Here is a 19,961-nt window from a genome sequence, read left to right on the forward strand (position 1 = left end):
GCATGATCGGCGGGGTGGGCCAGCGCATGCTGACCGGCGTCACGAAGAAGATGGCCGGCGAATTCTTCAAGGCCGTCGACGCCGATATCGCCGGAGTGCGGCCGGCGGAACCGGCGGCTGTGGGCGCCCCGGCGGAGCGGGCTGGTGAGCTGGTCGGTGCGGCCGCAGGTCCGGTGTCGTATGCGGGCCGCCCTGCCGCCGCTGCCGGCGGAGGTGGGATCGGGCTGGGAGAGAACGGTTTTGCGCTCGGGGTTGCCGTCGGTGGACTCGTCGCCCTCGCCGGTGTGGCCCTGGGAGCGGCGGTCCGCGGGCTAGGCCGATGAAGGCCTTCACCGCGGCGGCGATCCAGATCGCCCCGGTCCCGGGGCCGCTGACGCGGGAGTCGATCGCGGCGAATGTCGCCAAGTGCGTCGACTTCACCCGCGAGTGCGTCGCGGCGACCGATGCGGAGCTGGTGGTCCTGCCGGAGTCGGCCACGACGGGCTTCACTCCCGACTGCTCACCCGAAGAGCTGTGGGACCTGGTCAGTGAGCTGCCGGGCGGGATCGTCCAGCCGGTGCAGGATCTGGCCAAGGAACTCGGCGTCGTCATCTGTGTCGGCACCTACGAGCGCGGCCCCAAGCGGGGGATCGTCTACAACTCCTCGGCCCTGATCGACCGGACCGGCGAGGTGCTCGGCGTCTATCGCAAGACCCACCCCTTCTGCTCCGAGATCATCACCGGCGGCGGCTGGGTGACGCCGGGCGACACCGTCGCCGTCTGTGACACCGACCTCGGCCGGATCGGCATGATCATCTGCTTCGACGGCGACTACCCCGAGCTCTCGCGCATCCAGGCCGTCCAGGGCGCCGAGCTCATCTGCCGCCCCTCGGCGTTGCTGCGCTCGGCGGACATCTGGGAGTTGACTTCGCGCGCCCGGGCCTACGACAACCACGTCTACGTCATCGGCGCCAATGCCGTCGGCGCCGACCCGGCCGGCGTGCTCTATTTCGGCAACTCCCATATCGTCACGCCCATCGCCCACATCGTCGCCAAGGCGGCCACCCACGAAGGCTGGGTGAGCGCCCGCCTCGACCCGGACGAGGCGATGGCCTCCCTCACCCCGGGCTCGAATATCGGCCAGGCCTTCGACCACCTTCGCGACCGCAATCTCGACCTGATCAAGAAACACCTCGACGACCTCCAGGCGCCGGCGAAGGTCGGCTTTCCCCACAAGCACCACGCCTTTGCCGACACCGCCGTCGAGGAGTGATCCGCCCCGGCCCGGGTCGAGAGTGCACGACACGCCGTCATACCCGGCGCATTGCGGCGTGTCGTGCGCTGTCGACGTGAAGGAGCCGCGAAGCGGGAGCACGGGAGGGCTCGACCGGTGAGGTTCGCCGGGGATCGCGGCGTTCGTTGTCAGGTTGTGACAAGGCGCGTCGTGCCCCGGGGTCGATTGAATCGGGGACGTGACTGAGACGGCGCAGCGGCGCATCCGCGTAGGAATTGACACCGGCGGCACATTCACCGACGTGGTGGCCCTGGACGAGGTCACCGGCGAGATGGTGACCACCAAGACCCCCAGCACCCCGAGCAATCCGGCCGACGGATTCATCAACGGGATGGCGAAGGTCCTGGAGCAGATGGGCGCGAGCGGCGAGGACATCACCGCCGTCAGCCACGGCACCACGGTCGCGACGAACAAACTGCTCGAAGGCAAGGTCGAGGCGCTCGGGTTCATCACCACCGAGGGCTACGAGTTCATCCTCGAGATCGCCCGACAGGCGGTGCCGGACGGCTACGGCAACTCCTACTTCTGGGTCAAGCCCCCGCGCATCGTCCCGGCCGACTTCGTCAAGACCGTCGGCGGCCGCCTCGACTTCCACGGCAACGAGATCCGCCCGTTCGACGCCGAGGGCGCCCGTCAGGTCGCCCGGTGGTTCAAGGACCAGGGCATCACCACGATCGGCGTGTGCTTCCTGCACGCGTATGCCGAGGACGCTCACGAGCTGGCGATGCGCGCCATCCTCGCGGAGGAGCACCCCGAGGCCGTCGTCTCGATCTCCTCGGAGGTGCTGCGCGAGTACCGCGAGTACGAGCGCTCGATGACCACCCTCGTCGATGCCGCGGTCAAGCCCAATGTCTCTCGCTACGTGAAGAACATCCACGACCGTCTTGACGACTTCACGCGGGCGAGCGCGACGCAGTCCGGGGGGGACACGGGGGGCGGAGCCCCCCGTGGGATTCCGTTTTATGTCATGAAGTCCAATGGCGGAGTGCTCTCGGCGGATGAGGTTGTCCACCAGCCGATTACGACGGTCCTGTCGGGTCCGGCCGCTGGTGCCCTCGGGGCCGCGCTCATCGCCCAGCGGGCCGGCTTCGGCAAGGTGCTGACGTGCGACGGCGGTGGCACGTCCACGGACGTCTCGGTCGTCCTCGACGGCGAACCAACCCTGACGACCGAGGGCACGGTCGGCGCCTACCCGAGCAAGATCCCGATGATCGATGTCGTCACCGTCGGTGCCGGCGGTGGCTCGATCGCCTGGATCACCCCCGAAGGCACTTTGAAGGTCGGCCCCCAGTCGGCGGGTGCCGATCCCGGCCCGCTGTGTTACGCCAAAGGTGGCACCGAGCCGACCATCACCGACGCCCACGTCGTGCTGGGCCGCATACCTCCGCACCTGCTCGGCGGCGAGATCCCGCTCGATGTCGACGCGGCCCGCGCCGGCATCGAGGCCCTTGCCGGCAAGCTCGGCCTGGACTTCGAGCGTTGTGCCACAGGCATTCTCGAGATCTCGGCCTGGAACCAGGCCAACGCCTTGCGTCAGGTCAGCGTCAAGCGCGGCCTCGACGTGCGCGACTTCATGCTGACGACCTTCGGCGGCTCCGGATCACTGCTCTCGTGCCGCCTGGTCGACATCCTCGACCTCGCCGGTGTCGTCGTCCCGCCGAACCCCGGCAACGTCAGCGCCTTCGGCCTGCTGACCGTCGACGTCAAGAACGACTACGTCCAGACGGCCGTCGCCCGCCAGTCCACGCTGGACTATGCCGCCATCGAGCACACCTTCGCCGCCCTGACCGAGCGCGCCCAGGCCGCGCTCGACAAGGAAGGCTTCGCGCACGAGACCCACCAGTACGTGCGCACCGTCGACCTGCGCTACTTCGGGCAGGCGTATGAGGTGCGCGTGCACGCCCCCGAGGGCACCGTCGACGAGTCGTATGCCGCGGGCGTGGCCGCCGCTTTCCACGACGAGCACCGCACGCTGTATGGCTACGACTTCCGTGACGACCCCACCCAGGAAGTCGAGTGGGTCAACCTGCGCGTCTCGGGCATCGGCCCGATCACCCGGCCGACGATCCGGGAGATCGACTCCTCGGACGGCGCGCCAGCGCTGACTGAGAGGGCCCAAAAGTCAACTCGCCCAGTGTGTTTCGACGCCGACCAAGGTTATGTCGATTCCCCCGTGTATTGGCGGCCGGACCTGAGAGCAGGGGACACCTTCTCGGGCCCAGCGATCGTCGAGGAGTTCGGCTCCACCGTGCCGGTCCACCCCGGCTTCACCGTCCGTGTCGACAGCTTCGGCAACCTCGTGATCACCAAGGAGGCCTGACATGTGGTGCAACACCGCCGCCACCCGCATCAACCACGCGACTCCCGACCCGGACGCGCCGAACCCCGCGGGCCTGCCCACGGCATACGAGCACGGCAACCGGCTCACCCCCGAGGGCACCCACGTCGACCCCATCGTGGTCGAGATCGTGGAGGGGACCCTCGCGAGCGTCGAGATGGAGGTCGAGACCGCTATCGCGCGCACCAGCCGCAGCCCGATGATCCGCGACGCCCACGACTTCCGCGCCGGCATCCACGACCGCCAGCTGCGGAAGCTGACCGGCCGCTCCTATAGCGCGCTCGTCCACCCCATCGCTCGTGACTTCCCGCTCGAGGAGATGGCCGAGGGCGACGTCTTCTTCCACAACGACGTCTACGAATCCGAGGGCGGCATCGGGCACCTGCCCGATCTGTGTGTGACGGTCCCCGTCTTCGACAAGGGCGAGGTCGTCGCGTTCGTGCAGGCCTTCGGCCACCACGACGACATCGGTGGAGCCGTGCCCGGCTCGATGCCCTCGGGCGCCACCACTGTCTTCGAAGAAGGGCTCTCCGTCCCGCCGATCAAGTTGTGGGACAAGGGAGTTCCCAACAAGGCCGCCCTGCGGATCATGACCCGCAACAGCCGGATGCCCGACAGCCTCGCCGCCGACCTCGACGCCGAGTGCTCCGCCTGCCTGATGGGTGCCCGTCGCCTGTCCGAACTCTTCCAGCGTTACGGCCGCGAGACCGTCGAGGCCGCCTTCGACGCGATCCTCGACAAGACCACCGAGACCTACAGCCGCGAGATCCTCTCCAAGATCCCCACCGGCACCTACGTCTGGGAGGACTACGCCGAGCACGACGGCGTGGACGAGCCCAAACTGCATACGCAGCGGATCACCCTGATCAAGGAAGAGACCGGGGGACCGGGCAACGGCCCGCGCCTGATCATCGACTTCACCGGCACCGCACCGCAGGCCAAGGGCCCGATCAACCACTGCGGCGACTATGTCGGCGGCAACTTCCTCAAGAAGTGGCTCGCGCCGATCCTGCGCAATCTCGCCGACACCCCCGAGCGGATGGCCGAGCTCGATGTCAACGAGGGCATCGTGCCGCTCATCGAAATGCGGTTCCCGCCCAAGGGAACTCTGCTCACGCCGATCTATCCGGCCCCGACCAACGCGCGCACCTTCGTCATCCTGCGGCTGCTCGGCGTCCTCGCCGGGGTCGTCGCCAAGGCCGTCGACGGGCAGATGCCGGCCGACCAGGAGACGATCCGCTACACCGGGGTCTATGGCAAGGACATGGACGACAACGACTACCTCATGCGCGAGGTGCTCGGCGGCGGCTCCGGCGGCCGCTACTACGCCGACGGTGAGGACACCATCCACGTCGTCCCCGACAGCCGCAACCTGCCGACCGAGTTCACCGAATCCCGCTTCCCGTTCATCGTCGAGCGCCTGGGCCTGGCGGTGGATTCCGGTGGGGCAGGCCGCTATCGGGGCGGTCTCGGCTACGAGAAGCACCTGCGCATGCTCAAGGACGCGCACTTCATGTCCATTGCCGACCGCTCAATCCTCGCGTGCTGGGGCGTCAAGGGCGGCAAGGCCGGCCGGCCCTTCGAGGTGACCATCGACCTCGGCGGGCCGGACGAGCGCATGGTCGACGCGTTGGCCGACGCCGAGGTCGTCGAGGCTGGGCAGATCATCCGCATCCGCACCACCGGCGGCGGCGGCTGGGGCGACCCGCTCGAGCGGCCCTATGACGAAGTGGAGCGGGACCTGCGCTGGGGCAAGGTCTCCTTCGACGGCGCCCGAGAGTCCTATGGCGTCGTCGCCGGCGGCACCAAGGACGATGTCACGATCGACGCGGCAGCCAGTGATGCGCTGCGCGCCGAAATGCGTTCTGCCCGTGGCGAAGAGGCCTTCTTCGATCGTGGCCCGGGCTATGCCCGGCTGGCCGCGGACGGAGCCAACGCCAACGAGTTCGACTGGCTGTGACCGAGGTGCTCGTGACGGGTGCGGCCGGCAAGACTGGCCGCGCCGTCACGAAGGCTCTGGTATGCCGTGGGGCTCGCGTCCGCTGCGCCGTGCGGCCCGGCTCATCGACGCCGATTCACGAGGATGCGGCCGCGCGCCGGGTGCCGGTCGATCTCGCGACGGGGGAGGGCCTCGGCGTCGCATTGGCCGGCGTCGACGCCGTCTATGTCATCGCGCCTAATGTCAATGCGCGCGAAGTGGAGATGGTGCGGCACATCGCGGATGCTGCGGTGGCAGCCGGCATCCCGCGAGTGGTCTATCACTCCGTGATGCACCCGGACGACACGGCCATGCCGCATCACCTGCGCAAGCACGAGGCCGAGAAGCTGTTGCGCGAGAAGCCGTTCGGGCTGACGATTCTGCGGCCCGCGGCATACCACCAGAATCTCCGGCCCGCCGCGCTTGCGGGCGAGATCGCTGTGCCCTACTCGCTCGACGTGCCCTTCACCAATGTCGACCTCGACGACATCGCACAGGTGGCAGCCACCGCGGTGCTAACGCGCGAGCTCGACCATGCCGCATATGACCTGGCCGGGCCGCAGGAACTCAGCGTGCGCGAACTGGCCGCCATCGCCGCCGACGTGCTCGGCCGGCCCGTGCGAGCCACGCAGATCAGCCGCGAAGAATGGCTCGCCGGCGCCGGGGCGGCTCTCGCCCCGCAGCCGCGCGCCGACCTGCTGGCGATGTTCACCGCATACGACCGCGAAGGATTCGCCGGCGACTCCACCATTCTCCCGCGCCTGCTCGGCGGCGCGCCGTCAACGTGGGAGAACGTGCTTTCCGTCGCATGACCGTTCGCCCACAATGCGGCGGTGATATGCTGAAACGGTGGATCGTGCGACTCCAAACCTGCCGACGCGCGAGATGGATGCCACGGTTGCGTTCTATGCCGCACTGGGATTCGACGTGGGCTTCCGGGACGAGGCCTGGCTGGTCCTCTATCGCGGGGATCTGATGCTGGAGTTCTTCCCCTTCCCGGAGGTGGACCCGGAGACCAGTTCGTTCAGCTGCTGCCTGCGGGTCGACGATCTGGACGCCTTGGTGGCGGCCTGCGAGCCGGTCGCGCCGGTGGCCGACCGCGGATGGCCACGGCTGCACCTGCCGACCGTCGAGTCGTCCGGGCTGCGGATCGGTTACCTCGTCGATCCCGACGGGACGCTGCTGCGCCTGATCCACAACTCCTAATCGCTCAGATCCCGGGGCGACCGGCCTGTCACGAGTTGGGCCATTCCATGCCGGAGGAACCCCAACTGGTGACACCTCAGGGCGGGCGCCGTCACGAGTTGGGGCATGTGGCGGGGCAGCTGGCCCATGTCGTGACAGCGCTGATCATCAACTGAGTGTGGTGGGCAACTCCTGCCAGCGTTGTGTGACGGGAGTTGCCAGAACCTGACGCCGGTCGGAGCGGGAGAGCGCTCTAGGCTCGAAGGACCTGGCGAGCGAAGGAGCCCACCGTGTCCGGTCCTCTCGACGGCATCACCGTCATCGATCTCTCCCGTGCCCTTGCGGGCCCGCAGGCCGGGATGATGCTCGGCGACCTCGGGGCGCGGGTGATCAAGATCGAGTCCGAGACCGGTGACGACACCCGCGGCTGGGGGCCGCCGTTCGTCGGTCCGGACCACGACATCTCGACCTATTTCCTGGCGGCCAACCGCAACAAGGAATCGATCGTGCTGGACCTGAAGTCCCACGACGGCCGCGACATCCTGACTCGGCTCGCCGAGCGCGCCGATGTGCTCGTCGAGAACTTCCGGCCGGGAGTCCTGGCCCGGCTCGGTTTCTCGAACGAGCACCTGCACGAACTGAACCCGCGACTGATCGTCTTGTCCATCAGCGGTTTCGGTCACGACGGACCCGAAGGCGGGCGCGCCGGATACGACCAGATCGCCCAGGGCGAAGCCGGCCTGATGTCCGTGACCGGCTCCGCGCCCGACGACCCGCAGCGGGTCGGCGTCCCGATCGGCGACCTGCTGTCGGGCATGAACGGCGCCTTCGGCGTCGTCGCGGCGCTCTACGAGCGCGAACGCACCGGCAAGGGGCGCGTCGTGCGCACCAGCCTGCTCGCCTCGGTCATCGGTGCCCACGCCATGCACGGCACCAACTACCTTGTCGGCGGCAAAGTCGGTCACGCCCAGGGCAATCATCACCCGTCGATCGCGCCCTACGGACTCTTCCAGGCCGACGACGGTCCGATCCAGATCGCCTGTGCCGCCGAGAGCCTGTGGGTCAAGTTCGCCAATGCGTTCGGCCTCGACCCCGCTGCCGAGGGTATGGCGACCAACCGCGAGCGGGTGCACAACCGCGACGCCGTCGTGGCCGCTGTCAACGCCGCACTCGCGGGTCACACCAGCGAGGAAGTGCTCGTGAAGCTCGCAGAGATCGGCGTCCCCTGCGGTCACGTGCGCACGATCGATCAGGTCTACACCTGGGACCAGGTCGCGAGCCAGCATTTGTTGCTGAAGGTCGACCACCCGGTGCTGGGCGAGATCACCATCCCCGGCTCGCCGCTGCGCTTCGACGACAATGCCTATTCGGGTGGGCGCGAGGCGCACCTGCCGCCCCCGGGGCTCGGGGAGCACAACGAGTCGATCCGCGCCTGGCTGGCGGACAGCGATGAGTGATAGGGAAACCCGCGACAAACCACGCCGCCTCGGGGCCCGCGAACTCCTCGACACCGTCCTCGACGACGGGTCGTGGACGTCGTGGGACGGGCCTCCACTCGCCGTTGCCCGGCCCGGCAGCGAGTATGAGGCCGAGCTCGCCGCGGCCGCGGAAAAGGCCGGCACGGACGAGTCGATCATCACCGGCGAGGGCCGGATCGGCGGTCGCCGGGTCGCGATCATCGCCGGGGAGTTCCGCTTCCTCGCCGGATCCATCGGGCGCACTGCCGCAGAGCGCATCGTGCTCGCCTTCGAGCGCGCCACGCGCGAGGGGCTGCCGATGTTCGCCACCCCGTCCTCGGGTGGCACCCGAATGCAAGAGGGCACACCGGCTTTCGCGACGATGGTCAAGATCACCTCGGCCGTCGCCGTGTTCAAGGCGGCCAAACTGCCCTACATCACCTATCTGCGGCACCCGACGACCGGCGGCGTCTTCGCCTCGTGGGGCTCCCTCGGCCATGTCACCGTCGCCGAGCCCGGGGCCACGGTCGGCTTCCTCGGCTCGCGGGTTTTCGAGGCGCTCTATGGGCAGCCCTTCCCCACTGGGGTGCAGACGGCCGAGAACCTCTATGACAACGGCCTGCTCGACGCCGTGCTGCCCGTGGAGGTCCTTGCGACACAAGCCAGTCGCTTCCTCCACCTGCTGCTCGAGCCGCGCCACGCCTCGCCGATCCCACCGGTTGCGAAAGAGGCGCTCGCCGACATCCCCGCATGGGAGTCGATCACCCGATCTCGCCGCCCGGACCGCCCCGGCGTTCGGGACCTGCTGAAACTCGGTGCGTCGGAAGTGATTCCGCTGCACGGCACGGGTGCGGGCGAAACGGACCGCTCCCTTTTTCTGGCGCTCGCCCGGTTCGGCGCGCAACCCTGCGTCGTCCTCGGTCAGGACCGCAGCCGCCAGACGCCCGATAAACCCTTGTCTCCCAGCGGACTTCGCGTGGCCCGCCGCGGTATGCGGCTCGCCACCGACCTCGATCTGCCCCTGGTCTCGATCATCGACACCTCCGGCGCGGCTTTGTCGAAGGAGGCCGAGGAGGGCGGCCTGGCCGGCGAGATCGCCCGGTCGCTGGCCGAGATGGTCGTCCAGTCCCAACCCACCCTGTGTGTCCTGCTCGGTGAAGGCACCGGCGGTGGCGCGATCGCGCTCATGCCCGCGGACCGGGTCATCGCCGCGCAACACTCGTGGTTGTCGCCGCTGCCGCCGGAAGGCGCGAGCGCCATCCTCTTCCGGGACACGAGCCACGCCCCCGATCTGGCGACCCAGCAACATGTCCGATCCCTCGACCTGCTGGCGGAAGGCATTGTCGATCGGATCGTCGCCGAGCGCCCGGATGCCGCCGACGAACCCGAGGAGTTCTGTGCCCGGATGGCGCAGGCGATCGCCGGCGAATTGTCCGATCTCGTCGCCATGCGCCCTGCCTCCCGGCTCGCCGCCCGCCACGACCGCTACCGCCGCATCGGCACCGTCCTGCGGTGACATGGGTGCGGCATACATGGCAATGTGCCAACGAAAGGCCGACTCGTGGGCAGGTGCTGACAACGCCGAGTCCGGGACCACATTCCTAGGCTTCGACGCGTGAGGATCATCGTCGCCCTCGGCGGCAACGCCATGACTGCAGCGGACGGCAGCGCCACGCCGCAGGCGCAGATCGACGCCATCGCCACCGCGATGACGCATGTCGCCGAACTCGTGGTCCGCGGACACGACGTCGTGCTCACCCACGGCAACGGCCCGCAAGTGGGCAACCTTCTCGTCAAGAACGAGCTGGCCGCCAATGTCGTGCCGCCTGTTCCGCTCGACTGGTGCGGCGCCCAGACGCAGGGCACGATCGGCTTCACCGTCCTCAACAGCCTCGAAGCGGCACTGCGCCGCCACGGCGTCGAGCGCCCTGTCGCCGCCCTGATCTCGCGCACCCTCGTCGACGGCGACGACGAGGGATTCGCCACCCCGACCAAGCCGGTGGGCCGCTACTTGTCGCACGACGAAGCGAAGGTTCTCATCGACCATGGCCAGACGTGGGAGGACCGGGGCGAGAAGGGCTGGCGCCGCGTCGTCGCCTCACCGGAGCCGCTCGAGGTGCTCGAGACCGGGACTATCACGACCCTGCTCGACGCGGGCTACCTCGTCGTCGCGGCGGGGGGCGGCGGCATACCGGTGGTTCGCGACAGCGCCGGCGAGCTCCACGGTGTCGAGGCCGTCATCGACAAGGACCTCACGGCCGCGGTGCTGGCGAAGGCCCTCGACGCCGACGTGCTCGTCATCGCCACCGACGTCGAGAACGTGATGGTCGGATGGGGAACGCCGCAGGAGCGGGCCCTCGAAGCCGTGACGGTCGCGGAGATGCGACAGTATGCCGCGGACGACGAGTTCGCGAGCGGCTCCATGGGGCCGAAGGTCGAGGCGGCGTTGCGGTTCATCGACGAGGGGGGCCGGTGCAGTGTGATCACCTCCCTCGACAAGATCGGGGACGCCATCGATCCCGACGCCGACGACGTCGGAACGGTCATCACGCCCGGGTGACCGGGCCACCCAAGCCGAGCCGAACAGCATACCCAGCAACGAAAACGCCAATGTGAGCACCGACAGAAAGGTCACCCGAAGTGCCTGACGCAATCGAAGTACGCAAGGTCCCGATCCACTCCGTCGCCGACGCGTCCGAGCTGCAGAAGCTGCTCGACGACGGCGTCATGGAGGCCAGCCGCGTCATCGCCATCATCGGCAAGACGGAGGGGAATGGCGGCGTCAACGACTACACCCGGATCATCGCCGACCGCGCCTTCCGCGAGGTGCTGATGGCCAATGGCGCCCCCGAGGAGCAGGTCAAGCAGGTGCCGATCGTCTGGTCCGGCGGCACCGACGGCGTCATCAGCCCGCACGCGACGATCTTCGCGACCGTGCCCGCGGACAAGACCGAGAAGACCGACCAACCGCGGCTGACGGTCGGGTTCGCCATGAGCGAGCACCTGCTGCCGGAGGAGATCGGCTATGTCGCGATGGTCGATAAGGTGGCCGACGCCGTCAAGGTCGCGATGGAGCGGGCCGGCATCACCGACCCGGCCGACGTGCACTACGTCCAGACCAAGACGCCGCTGCTGACCATCCACACCATCCGCGACGCGAAGTCGCGCGGCAAGAGCGTCTGGACCGAGCACACGCATGAGTCGATGGACCTCTCCAACGGCTGCACCGCCCTCGGCATCGCCAAGGCCCTCGGAGAGGTCGACTCGGTGAGCGACGAGGACGTCATGCACAACCGGGCCAAGTATTCCTCGGTCGCCTCCTGCTCTTCCGGGGTCGAACTCGACCAGGCCCAGGTCGTCGTGGTCGGCAACGCCAAGGGCATCGGCGGCCGCTACCGGATCGGGCACTCGGTCATGAACGACGCCCTCGACGCCGGCGGCATCTGGGAGGCCATCAAGGACGCGGGCCTCGACCTGCCCGAGCGGGCGCTGTCCAGCGACATCGATGGCCGCCTCGTCAATGTCTTCCTCAAGTGCGAGGCATCCACAGATGGCCAGGTCCACGGCCGCCGCAACGCCATGCTCGACGACTCCGACGTGCACTGGCACCGGCAGATCAAGAGCTGCGTCGGCGGCGTCACCGCATCGGTGACCGGCGACCCGGCGGTGTTCGTCTCCGTCTCCGCCGCGCACCAGGGCCCCGACGGCGGTGGCCCGGTGGCCGCGATCGTCGACTTGGGCGAGGGCGAGCCCACCGGCTACCGCTGGAGCCCCTCCGCCTGACGGCGTCTCACCAAGCACGACGGTTGGCGGCCTATGGTCGCCAACCGTCGCACGCGTCGTGGGGTCATTGTCGGTGCCGCATGGGAGAGTGGCGATCGTCGATAGCGATTGTTATAGACAGCCGATGTATAACAAACGATCCTCGCGAGGTGGCTAGTGCTGATCCCCAGTCCCTTCACCCCCGGTGACCTGCCCCGGGTGCTCGTCGGCCGGGCCGCCGAGCGCCGCCGGCTGGCCGACCTGCTGGCGCGGGTGACGGCATACGGCGAGTTGGCGGGGCCACCGGTCGTCCTGCACGCGCCGCGTGGCCTGGGCAAGACGACACTCCTGCGCGACACCGAGGACCGGGCCCGCGAGCTGGGGTTCGTCACCGCGTGGGTGGCCTGCGCCAAGGGGAGCCCGATGCTCACCGAGCTGGCGGCGAGCGTGCGGCGGGCGTTGATCGACGCCGAGGTGCTCGACGACCGGTCGACCAAGCGGGTGCTCGACACCATCTCGGTGGAGTTCGCGATCTTCGGGGTGGGCTTCTCGACGGAGTTCGCGCGCGGGGCGGCGCCCGAGGTGCCGACCGGCGCGATCTCCAGCCTCGAGCGGATGCTGCACGAGGCGGCCGCGGCGATCCGGGCGCGCGGGGGCGCGGGCCTGCTCGTGCTCATCGACGAGTTGCACGCCGCACCGTATGCCGAGGTCGGAGTCCTCCTGAACGCCATGCAGAACCTCGCCGGCCGGCGCGCCGAGAATCCCCTCGCGCTGATGACCGCGGGGCTGCCGTCCACGCCGGAGATGATCATGCGCGCGGCGACCTTCGGCGAGCGCAGCGAGTTCATCGGGATCGACCGTTTCGACGACGCGGATTCGCGGCGGGTGTTGGAGGAGCCGGCGCAGGAGGAGGGGGTGGGGTGGGCGGCGGATGCGATCTCCGCGGGCCTCGATATCGCCGACGGCAACCCCTACCTGTTGCAGCTCGTCGGGGACTCCACGTGGCAGGCCGCCGCGCCCCGCACGGGGGACACGCTCGAGCTCGACGACCTGCACGCCGGCGAGGACCGAATGCGCGGTCAGCTGGCCGCCATGTGCCGCGCGCGATGGGACTCCGCGAGCGATCTGGAGCAGGCCTTCCTCGGGGCCATGGCCGACTATGGCGAGGAGATCGTCCCGCGCGAGCACATCGCGACGACCATGGGCCGAGAGTCACGGGCCATCAGCGTGCCGCGGGCCCGGCTCATCGACCGCGGCGTCATCGAGGCGGCCGGCCGCGGCAGGCTGCGCTTCACCCTGCCGGGGATGGGCGCCTGGATCCGCGAATACCAGCGCGGCTGAACACAATTCGTCAGCGCGCGCGGACGACGAATTCGTTGCCGTCCGGGTCGGTGAGCTCCGCCGGTCCGTCGCTCGGAGGGCTGGTATGCCGTGCCCCCAGCCCGGTCAGCCGGGCGACTTCGCGCTCCCGCTCAGCGGCGCCGACCTCCAGGACGAAGTGCTGTGGGTTGCGTCCACGCTTGGCGGCCATCGGCGGGCCGCCCCAGGCGATCTTCGTCCCGCCGGCGGGCGACTGGATGGCGGTCTCTTCGTCCTGGTCCCACACCAGCGGCCAGCCCAGTGCGGAACTCCAGAAGTGGCCCACCGCCTGCGTGCCGTCGCACGTCACCTCGCCCAGCCGGCCGGTGCCCGCCAGGTAGGCGTTGCCGGCCTCGGTGACGCAGAATTCGTTGCCGCCGGGATTGGTGTCGGGGCGCACCGGGACGAACTGCAGTCCCACTTGGGTCGCCGACCCGGGCAGCACCCACCCGTCACCGTCCGGCCTCAGCTCACGCGCCAGAAGGGCTCCCCAGAATTCCGCGACCGAGCGCGGGTCCTCGGCGTCGAAGGCCACGGCGAGCAGCGTCAGTCCCACCGCGTCATACTCCTCGATCAGTCCTCGATGCGGTTGCCGTCCGCGTCCCAGTGGGCGGCGACCTTCTTGCTCGGCTGGACCCGCGGCGGCTCCCCGGGCATCTTCGGATAGTCGGGCGGGAACGGCATCTCTCCCAGGCCGGACTCCTCATACAGGCGCAGGAGCGGGTCGATCGAGAAGGCGCGCTCGTCGATCCCGGCCCACGGGTCGCCGTCGGCGAGTCGCTCGGGCACCGTGAACAGGTTGTATGCCGCGGGGTCGCGCACGTCAGCAAGCTCGCTCCACGTCATCGGCGTCGAGACCGGGGCACCCGGCTTGGGTCGCAGGGAGTACGCCGAGGCGATCGTCCGGTCCCGGCAGTTCTGGTTGAAGTCGACGAAAATGCGTTCTCCCCGTTCCTCTTTCCACCATGCGGTGGTGACGTCCGAGTCGCGCTTCTCCAACTCGCGACCGAAGCCGATCGCGGCGTGCCGGACCTCCTCGAAACTCCAGCGCGGCTCGATGCGGACGTAGATGTGCACGCCCCGGTTGCCGGACGTCTTCGGCCAGCCGGCGATCCCGAGTTCGTCGAGCAGGTCCTTGGCGACACCGGCGACCCGCACCGCATCGGTGAAGTCAGTCCCCGGCTGCGGATCGAGGTCGATGCGCAACTCGTCGGGGTGGTCCACGTCGTCGCGGCGCACCGGCCACGGGTGGAAGGTCAGCGTGCCCATGTGCGCGCACCACACCGGCACGGCGATCTCGGTGGGACACACCTCCAAAGCCGTTCGGCCAGAAGGGAAAGTGATCTCGCAGCTTTCGAGATAGTCGGGCGCGCCGACCGGAACCCGCTTCTGGTAGAACGCATCCGCCTTCTCGCCCGGCCGGCCGGTGCCGAGCGTCATACCCGGAAGAACCCCCTTGGTCCACCGCTCCAGGGCCGTCGGCCGATCGCGCAGCGCCCGCATCAGCCCGTCCTCGACGTCCGCGAAATACTGCGCCACCATCACCTTGGTCACCTCGGGGGTGGTGTCGGTGGCCGGATAGATGACCCGGTCGGGGGAGGAAACCCGCACGACACGGTCGCCGGCGATGACCTCGGCTGCGGGCGGCTTGGGCATGTGGCCCAGACTACGGGGACCCGCCGCCGCTCCGGGCCGGATCAAACGTGAGTCAGCTGTCGCATACGGTCGGGCCCGGTCGTAGGGACAGTGAAGGCACGGCACCCGGCCGGCGCCGATTCTCGACAAGCACGGGCGGGCCGTTCTGCGAGGCCAAGGAGATGATGGGCGGTTTCTGGGTCGTCGAGGCCACCGACGACGAAGAAGCCGTGGCCCTCGCCACGGAGGCCCAAGCTGCCTGCGGCAATGTCATCGAGGTGCGCCCGCTCCAAGGGGCCTGACGTCGCGCGGTGGACGCGTCGCCGTCAACTCCCGGCCACCGGGCCGACGTAGGCTTGCGGTCGTGGATCGATCGGAAGCCCGGCGGTGAGCGGGATCGGGGCATTCGCCCGGGCTCGCGATGGTTCCCTCATCGGGCGCAGCGCGGCCGAGAGCGAATGGATCCCGATCGCGCGGGAGTTCCTCGCCACGGTTGCGAGCCGGCCGTATGCCGTGACCACCCAGCGCGAGTTGGCGCAGCACGTCCTGTCGCGCAGCGGGATCGAGGTCAATCCCAGCCTCAACAAGTGGATCGGGACCTTCCTCACGCACCTGACGCAGGCCTGTGTCGCTGAGGGGGAGCCCCCGCTCGGCGCCCTCGTGACGGCCGATCACGGCAAGGTTGGCCCGGCATTCGACGAGGCGCTCGCGTCGCTGGAGCTCGGTGCGGAGACCCCCAAGGATCGCGAGCGACTGGCGGCCGAACTGCGGCTGCAGTGCTACCGCTGGGCGGATGCACCCGAGCCGGCGGGGGGCTGGCGGCTGCAGTCGCCTGCTGCCGGGGAGCGGTCGCCGCGCGCCCGCGCGCCCCGGGCCACGGCTCACCGAGCATCCGCGCCCGAACCGGTGGCCGTCTACTGCCCGAGTTGCTTCGTCCAGCTCCCCGCGACAGGGGTGTGCGACAACTGCGCCTGACCCATCGCAGGGCGGACGCCGATCGGCTCAGTTCAGTGCGACGAACATCGTGCGGTTGCGCGAGTGCAGCTTCGGGAACTGCGCATAGAGCAGGTCATAGATCTCGCGATGCTCCGGATCCGGGTCGAAGAATCGGTCCACCGGCACCAGGTCGCCCACCTCGCTGACCGTGACGGCACCGCTGGCCAGGGCGAAGGTCAACCCGCAACCGCGCAGCCCGGCAACGAGCGGATCACGGATGCGTTCCAGGGAACGGTCGCACACGTCGGCCAGGATCTGGCACCAAAGGTCGTTCCGGGCGGCCCCGCCGATCAGCCGAATCGGGTCGAGCCGGCGCCCGGCGAAGCGTTCGCAGCCGGCCAGGAGCCATCGCATGTTGAGGGCGACCCCCTCGAGCACGGCGCGCGTCAGGTCGTCGCGGTCGGCGTCCAAGGACAGGTTGTGAAAACCGCCGCGGGCCTGGCGATCGTCGACGGGAGAGCGCTCACCCGAGAGCCACGGCGTGAAGAGCGCCCGGCCGGCGCCCGCGGGCACCTGTGCAGCGCGGGCGAACAACTCGGCATACGGCACGTCGGGGGCGAAAGCCGACTTGAACCATTCGAGCGCCCGGCCGGCGTTGTCCTGGTTGTTGGCAAGCAGGTAGTTGCCGTCGCCGATGCCGGGGACGGCCGCCATGGACCGCAGGACATCGGTCTTCTTGCCCGGCACCGGGCACGAGAGCCACGCCGAGGTGCCGAGCGAGATGTGCGGCTGGTGCAACCCGACCGCGCCGGACCCGATGGCGGCGTTCTGCAGATCGGGCAGCCCGGTGACGACGCGCGCGGTCGCCGGAATACCCAGCAGCGCAGCGACATCCGGACGCACTGTGCCGACGATGGAGCCGGTCGGCACCAGCGGCGGCAGCCGGTCGGCATCGACCTGCGCCATCCGCACCAGCACGGGGTCGTATGCCGCATTGTCCGGCCTGCGGTTGTCGGTCAGCCACGCCCCGGTCATCGACGCGGGTGTGGCGGCTGCGATGCCGGTGAAGCGCATCGTCAGGTAGTCGACCGGTTCGAGGAACCAGCGCGCCTCGACCTCGGGCCGGTCGAACTGGAGATGAAGCATGTGCGCCACCGGGTCCGCCCCGGCAGGGTTGGGTATGCCGCCCGAGCGGCGTAACCACGTCGCGAGGGGGCGGGCGGCATACCCCGCAACCGGCCCGCCGAAGCGTTTCGCCGAGTGTTCGGCGCCTCGGGTGTCGCTCCACATGAGGCATTCGCCGACGGGCAGTCCGTCGGCGTCGACCGGCACCGTGCTCGCCCACTGCCCGGTACAGGCAACGCCGACGACGCGGGATCCGTCGACGGCGCCGGAGGAGATGGCCTGCGCCGCGATGCCGGTGATGGAGCGCCACCAGTCCTCCGGGTCCTGGACGTTCGCGCCCTGGACCGCGTCCGCGCGCTCGTACCACCACCAGACCGGCTCACCCGTGAGCGTGACGTAGCCGATCTTCGGGCCGCCGCTGCCGAGGTCGACGGCCAGGACGAGGTCGTCCCCGCCGGAAGTGCCGGCGGTCATCTCACCTCGGGCGGCAGCGACTGCTGCGTGTCGAGCATGCCGTCCATGATCGTCGTCATGACCGTCTCCACCTCACTCGTCAGGCCGCCGACGACCCCGCCGTAGATGGCGCCCGACTGGCTCATCCGACCAGCGGCCGCTTGCTCTTGCGCATAGGTCGCCGCGTCGGCCAAGTCGGACGAAAAAGCCTCCACCACACCGGGTTTGGTCTGGGGCCGGGTGACAGCGAGGTGGATCGCGTTGGGGTACTGCTGGCCGTTGAAGCGCCACCCGCGCGGTTTCATGAAGTCGGCGACGTGATAGATGTCGAAGTCCTCGGAGGTGAAGGAGAAGCAGAAGGTCGGGTCGCCCATGATCCGCAACGGTGGGTGGCTGCGCACGACGTCCATCAGGCGCGCGGCGGTCTCGAAGATCTCGCCGGCATAGCGGCGGTAACCCTCCCGGCCCAGGTGTGTCATCGACGCCCAGGTCGCGGCGAGCAATCCTCCGGAACGCGATCCGTCCATGCCGGGCGACATGTACTTCCCGCCCAACCAAGCGAGCTGGTGGAAGTACTGACTGTTGCGAATCGCCTTGTCGCGGAAGACCACCACCGACGATCCTTTGAAGGCGTAGCCGTATTTGTGAGTGTCGGCCGAGATCGAGGTCACGCCTGGAACCCGGAAGTCGAAGGGCGGTATGCCGTAACCCAACTCCTCCCCGAAGGGGAGGATGAAACCGCCGAGGCAGCCGTCGACATGCAGCCCGACACCTCGATCCAGGGCCAGTCGGCCGAGTTCGGAGATCGGGTCGATGGTGCCGTAGGGATAGTTGCCCGCGGACCCGACGATGGCGATGGTGTTGTCGTCGATGCGGGCGCCCATCGCGGAGGGGTCGACCAGGGTCGTGGCGGGATCGACTGGGACAGTGCGATTTTCGATGCCGAACAGGTGGCAGGCCTTGTCGAATGCCGGATGCGCTGTCTCGGGTTTGACGAGGTTCGGCAGGCGTCCGGCAGCAGTCGAGATGCCGCGTGTCGCGGATGCGTGTTCTCGATAGGCGAGGATCGCGTGCAGGATGCTGAAGGTGCCGCCGCTGGTGACCAAGCCAGCCGGGGTGGTGTCGGTCACGGCGTCGGCGTGCATCAAGTCGAGCACCATGGCGATGATCTCGCCCTCGAACTTCGTCTGCGAAGGGCACATATCGCGTTGCAGCGCATTGACATGCGCGAATTTCGCGAACGCCTCGGAGAGGAAGGCATAGTGCTCGTGATCGCCGCAGTACATCGTCCCGGAGATCTTGCCGCTCTCCCAGACCGCGTCCTCTTCCTGGGCCATCGCGGTCAGCTCGGCAAGCAACTCGGAGCGCGGCCGGCCCTGCTCGGGCAGGGTGCGCTGCACGGGGAAGCGCTCGGCATACGGAAAGTCGGACATCTGGCCTCCACCATCCGTCAACGGGGTCGAGAGCGACGTTACCAGTGGGTAAGTGCAGGGGTCAGCCGAGGTAGCCGGCCTCGTCGAGGTAGGCCAGCGTGGCACCCAGCCCGTCCTCGGCGCGAGCAAGCGTGCCGAGCTCGGCGGCGCGAGCGGCATACCGCCCCTCGGTGAGCGCGGCAAGGAGTCCGGCCAAGCTCTCCGGCGAAAGTTGTTGCACCGGAAAGGTATCGGGTCCCACCCCCAGAGACGTCAGACGATGGGCGTGATAGGGCTGATCGACGCCGAAGGGGATCGCGGCCGAGGGCACGCCCGAGCGCAACCCCGCCCAGGTCGTCCCGGCGCCGCCGTGATGGACCACGCCCGCCATGCGCGGGAAGAGCCAGGAATGGGCGATGGGGTCGATCGCGAGCACTCCCTCGTCGACCAAGCCGGGCCGCGCGCTCCCGACCGCGGGAGTGACGATACGGATGCCGCTGCGCCGGCTGGCCGCCACGACGACGCCGAGATCGTTGTGAGCGCCGCTCGGGCCGAGGCTGCCGAAGCCGACATAGGTGGGAGGCTTCCCGGAGGCGAGGAAGTCGACCACCTCCGCGGGCGCGCGGACGTCGGGTTCGGGACCTGTCAGGTAGCCGGTTTGCCGCGCCGTCGCCGGCCAGTCCGGCGCCGTAGGCACGACGAGCGGGCTGGCGGTGATGAGCACCGGATGGCGGTCGGCGTCGGACGTGGCCCGGCGCGCGCGTCGAGTGCGGATGCCGGCGCGTCGGCGAACGGCGTTGCCGAGGGGCAGGCCGAGGCTGTTGGCGATGCGCCAGCCGAAACGGCTGCCGGCCCGGTTGTACGCCGCGGATTCCCGGAAGAACTCGAACCCAAAGTGACTCTCGCGGAACGCTGTCGGCAGCTGGCCGGTGAAGAGGACGGTCAGCGGACGGGCCCCGCGCGTCTGCGCCAGACTCGCCGCGAGATCCCGGGCCAGCACGCCCGCCAGCACGCTGTCGCCCGGCTGCACGGCATCGGCGGGGGGGGG

General features: G+C 69.2%; 17 protein-coding genes and 1 pseudogene. 13 read left to right on the forward strand and 5 right to left on the reverse strand.

Annotated elements, in window-relative coordinates; translation table 11 throughout:
- From BN11_RS23325 to BN11_RS01195, 11 genes and pseudogenes are all read left to right on the forward strand, one after another.
- A pseudogene (locus BN11_RS23325) lies at positions 1 to 323 on the forward strand (SRPBCC family protein); the annotation flags it as partial.
- Positions 320 to 1,252, forward strand: a complete 933-nt coding sequence (locus tag BN11_RS01150) for a carbon-nitrogen hydrolase family protein (RefSeq protein ID WP_048693373.1) — start codon at positions 320 to 322, stop codon at positions 1,250 to 1,252. The pseudogene BN11_RS23325 and the gene BN11_RS01150, both read left to right, overlap by 4 nt.
- 199 nt (positions 1,253 to 1,451) lie before the next feature.
- The gene (locus BN11_RS01155) at positions 1,452 to 3,593 is read left to right on the forward strand and encodes a hydantoinase/oxoprolinase family protein (protein WP_048693378.1); all 2,142 of its coding nucleotides are present in this window, start codon (positions 1,452 to 1,454) and stop codon (positions 3,591 to 3,593) included.
- Position 3,594: 1 nt separating this feature from the next.
- Complete coding sequence (locus tag BN11_RS01160; RefSeq protein ID WP_083433439.1) at positions 3,595 to 5,571, forward strand: hydantoinase B/oxoprolinase family protein; 1,977 nt, start codon at positions 3,595 to 3,597, stop codon at positions 5,569 to 5,571.
- Positions 5,568 to 6,401, forward strand: coding sequence for an SDR family oxidoreductase (locus tag BN11_RS01165; RefSeq protein WP_048693381.1), 834 nt, complete (start codon positions 5,568 to 5,570; stop codon positions 6,399 to 6,401). Before BN11_RS01160 ends, BN11_RS01165 begins: the two co-directional genes overlap by 4 nt.
- Before the next feature lie 37 nt (positions 6,402 to 6,438).
- Positions 6,439 to 6,795, forward strand: a complete 357-nt coding sequence (locus BN11_RS01170) for a bleomycin resistance protein (RefSeq protein ID WP_327152826.1) — start codon at positions 6,439 to 6,441, stop codon at positions 6,793 to 6,795.
- A gap of 269 nt (positions 6,796 to 7,064) precedes the next feature.
- Complete coding sequence (locus tag BN11_RS01175) at positions 7,065 to 8,231, forward strand: CaiB/BaiF CoA transferase family protein (RefSeq protein ID WP_048693387.1); 1,167 nt, start codon at positions 7,065 to 7,067, stop codon at positions 8,229 to 8,231.
- Complete coding sequence (locus tag BN11_RS01180) at positions 8,224 to 9,747, forward strand: acetyl-coenzyme A carboxylase carboxyl transferase subunits beta/alpha (protein WP_048693390.1); 1,524 nt, start codon at positions 8,224 to 8,226, stop codon at positions 9,745 to 9,747. The genes BN11_RS01175 and BN11_RS01180 overlap by 8 nt, the downstream gene beginning before the upstream one ends.
- Before the next feature lie 99 nt (positions 9,748 to 9,846).
- Positions 9,847 to 10,791, forward strand: coding sequence for a carbamate kinase (gene arcC / locus BN11_RS01185; protein ID WP_048693393.1), 945 nt, complete (start codon positions 9,847 to 9,849; stop codon positions 10,789 to 10,791).
- Positions 10,792 to 10,871: 80 nt separating this feature from the next.
- Positions 10,872 to 12,014 carry a barbiturase gene (gene bar / locus BN11_RS01190; protein ID WP_048693396.1) on the forward strand — a complete coding sequence of 381 codons (1,143 nt, stop codon included), beginning with the start codon at positions 10,872 to 10,874 and terminating at the stop codon, positions 12,012 to 12,014.
- A 156-nt stretch (positions 12,015 to 12,170) separates the two neighbouring features.
- Positions 12,171 to 13,334, forward strand: coding sequence for an ATP-binding protein (locus tag BN11_RS01195; RefSeq protein WP_048693401.1), 1,164 nt, complete (start codon positions 12,171 to 12,173; stop codon positions 13,332 to 13,334).
- 10 nt (positions 13,335 to 13,344) lie between these two features.
- On the opposite strand, the gene BN11_RS01200 is transcribed toward BN11_RS01195, so the two are convergent.
- On the reverse strand, positions 13,345 to 13,908 hold the full coding sequence (locus BN11_RS01200; protein ID WP_053083961.1) for a VOC family protein: 564 nt from the start codon (positions 13,906 to 13,908) through the stop codon (positions 13,345 to 13,347).
- A gap of 17 nt (positions 13,909 to 13,925) precedes the next feature.
- Positions 13,926 to 15,008, reverse strand: coding sequence for a DNA polymerase domain-containing protein (locus BN11_RS01205; RefSeq protein WP_048693403.1), 1,083 nt, complete (start codon positions 15,006 to 15,008; stop codon positions 13,926 to 13,928).
- Positions 15,009 to 15,055: 47 nt separating this feature from the next.
- Here BN11_RS01205 and BN11_RS24935 point away from each other — a divergent pair, with 47 nt between their 5' ends.
- Positions 15,056 to 15,289, forward strand: coding sequence for a YciI family protein (locus BN11_RS24935; RefSeq protein ID WP_235435317.1), 234 nt, complete (start codon positions 15,056 to 15,058; stop codon positions 15,287 to 15,289).
- 85 nt (positions 15,290 to 15,374) lie between these two features.
- Entirely contained in the window at positions 15,375 to 15,962 is a 588-nt protein-coding gene (locus tag BN11_RS01215; protein WP_048693407.1) for a hypothetical protein, read from the forward strand.
- Positions 15,963 to 15,989: 27 nt separating this feature from the next.
- On the opposite strand, the gene BN11_RS01220 is transcribed toward BN11_RS01215, so the two are convergent.
- From BN11_RS01220 to BN11_RS23330, 3 genes are all read right to left on the reverse strand, one after another.
- A complete protein-coding gene (locus BN11_RS01220) occupies positions 15,990 to 17,522 on the reverse strand; it encodes a xylulokinase (protein WP_048693411.1) in 1,533 nt (510 codons plus the stop codon).
- Entirely contained in the window at positions 17,519 to 18,934 is a 1,416-nt protein-coding gene (locus tag BN11_RS01225) for a pyridoxal phosphate-dependent decarboxylase family protein (RefSeq protein ID WP_048693414.1), read from the reverse strand. Before BN11_RS01225 ends, BN11_RS01220 begins: the two co-directional genes overlap by 4 nt.
- Before the next feature lie 61 nt (positions 18,935 to 18,995).
- Positions 18,996 to 19,961: glycosyltransferase (locus BN11_RS23330; RefSeq protein ID WP_048693417.1), on the reverse strand; the 966-nt coding region annotated here is incomplete at its 5' end.

This window comes from Nostocoides australiense Ben110, assembly GCF_001050535.1.
Classification (GTDB): Bacteria; Actinomycetota; Actinomycetes; order Actinomycetales; family Dermatophilaceae; genus Nostocoides_A; species Nostocoides_A australiense.

What these genes read in the sequence shown, in the direction of transcription:
- BN11_RS01160 (WP_083433439.1), top strand. Translation starts at nt 3,595, where the DNA reads ATGTGGTGCAACACCGCCGCCACCCGCATCAACCACGCGACTCCCGAC.
- BN11_RS01150 (WP_048693373.1), top strand. Translation starts at nt 320, where the DNA reads ATGAAGGCCTTCACCGCGGCGGCGATCCAGATCGCCCCGGTCCCGGGG.
- BN11_RS01205 (WP_048693403.1), bottom strand. Translation starts at nt 15,008, where the DNA reads ATGCCCAAGCCGCCCGCAGCCGAGGTCATCGCCGGCGACCGTGTCGTG.
- BN11_RS01225 (WP_048693414.1), bottom strand. Translation starts at nt 18,934, where the DNA reads ATGTCCGACTTTCCGTATGCCGAGCGCTTCCCCGTGCAGCGCACCCTG.
- BN11_RS01180 (WP_048693390.1), top strand. Translation starts at nt 8,224, where the DNA reads ATGAGTGATAGGGAAACCCGCGACAAACCACGCCGCCTCGGGGCCCGC.
- BN11_RS01220 (WP_048693411.1), bottom strand. Translation starts at nt 17,522, where the DNA reads ATGACCGCCGGCACTTCCGGCGGGGACGACCTCGTCCTGGCCGTCGAC.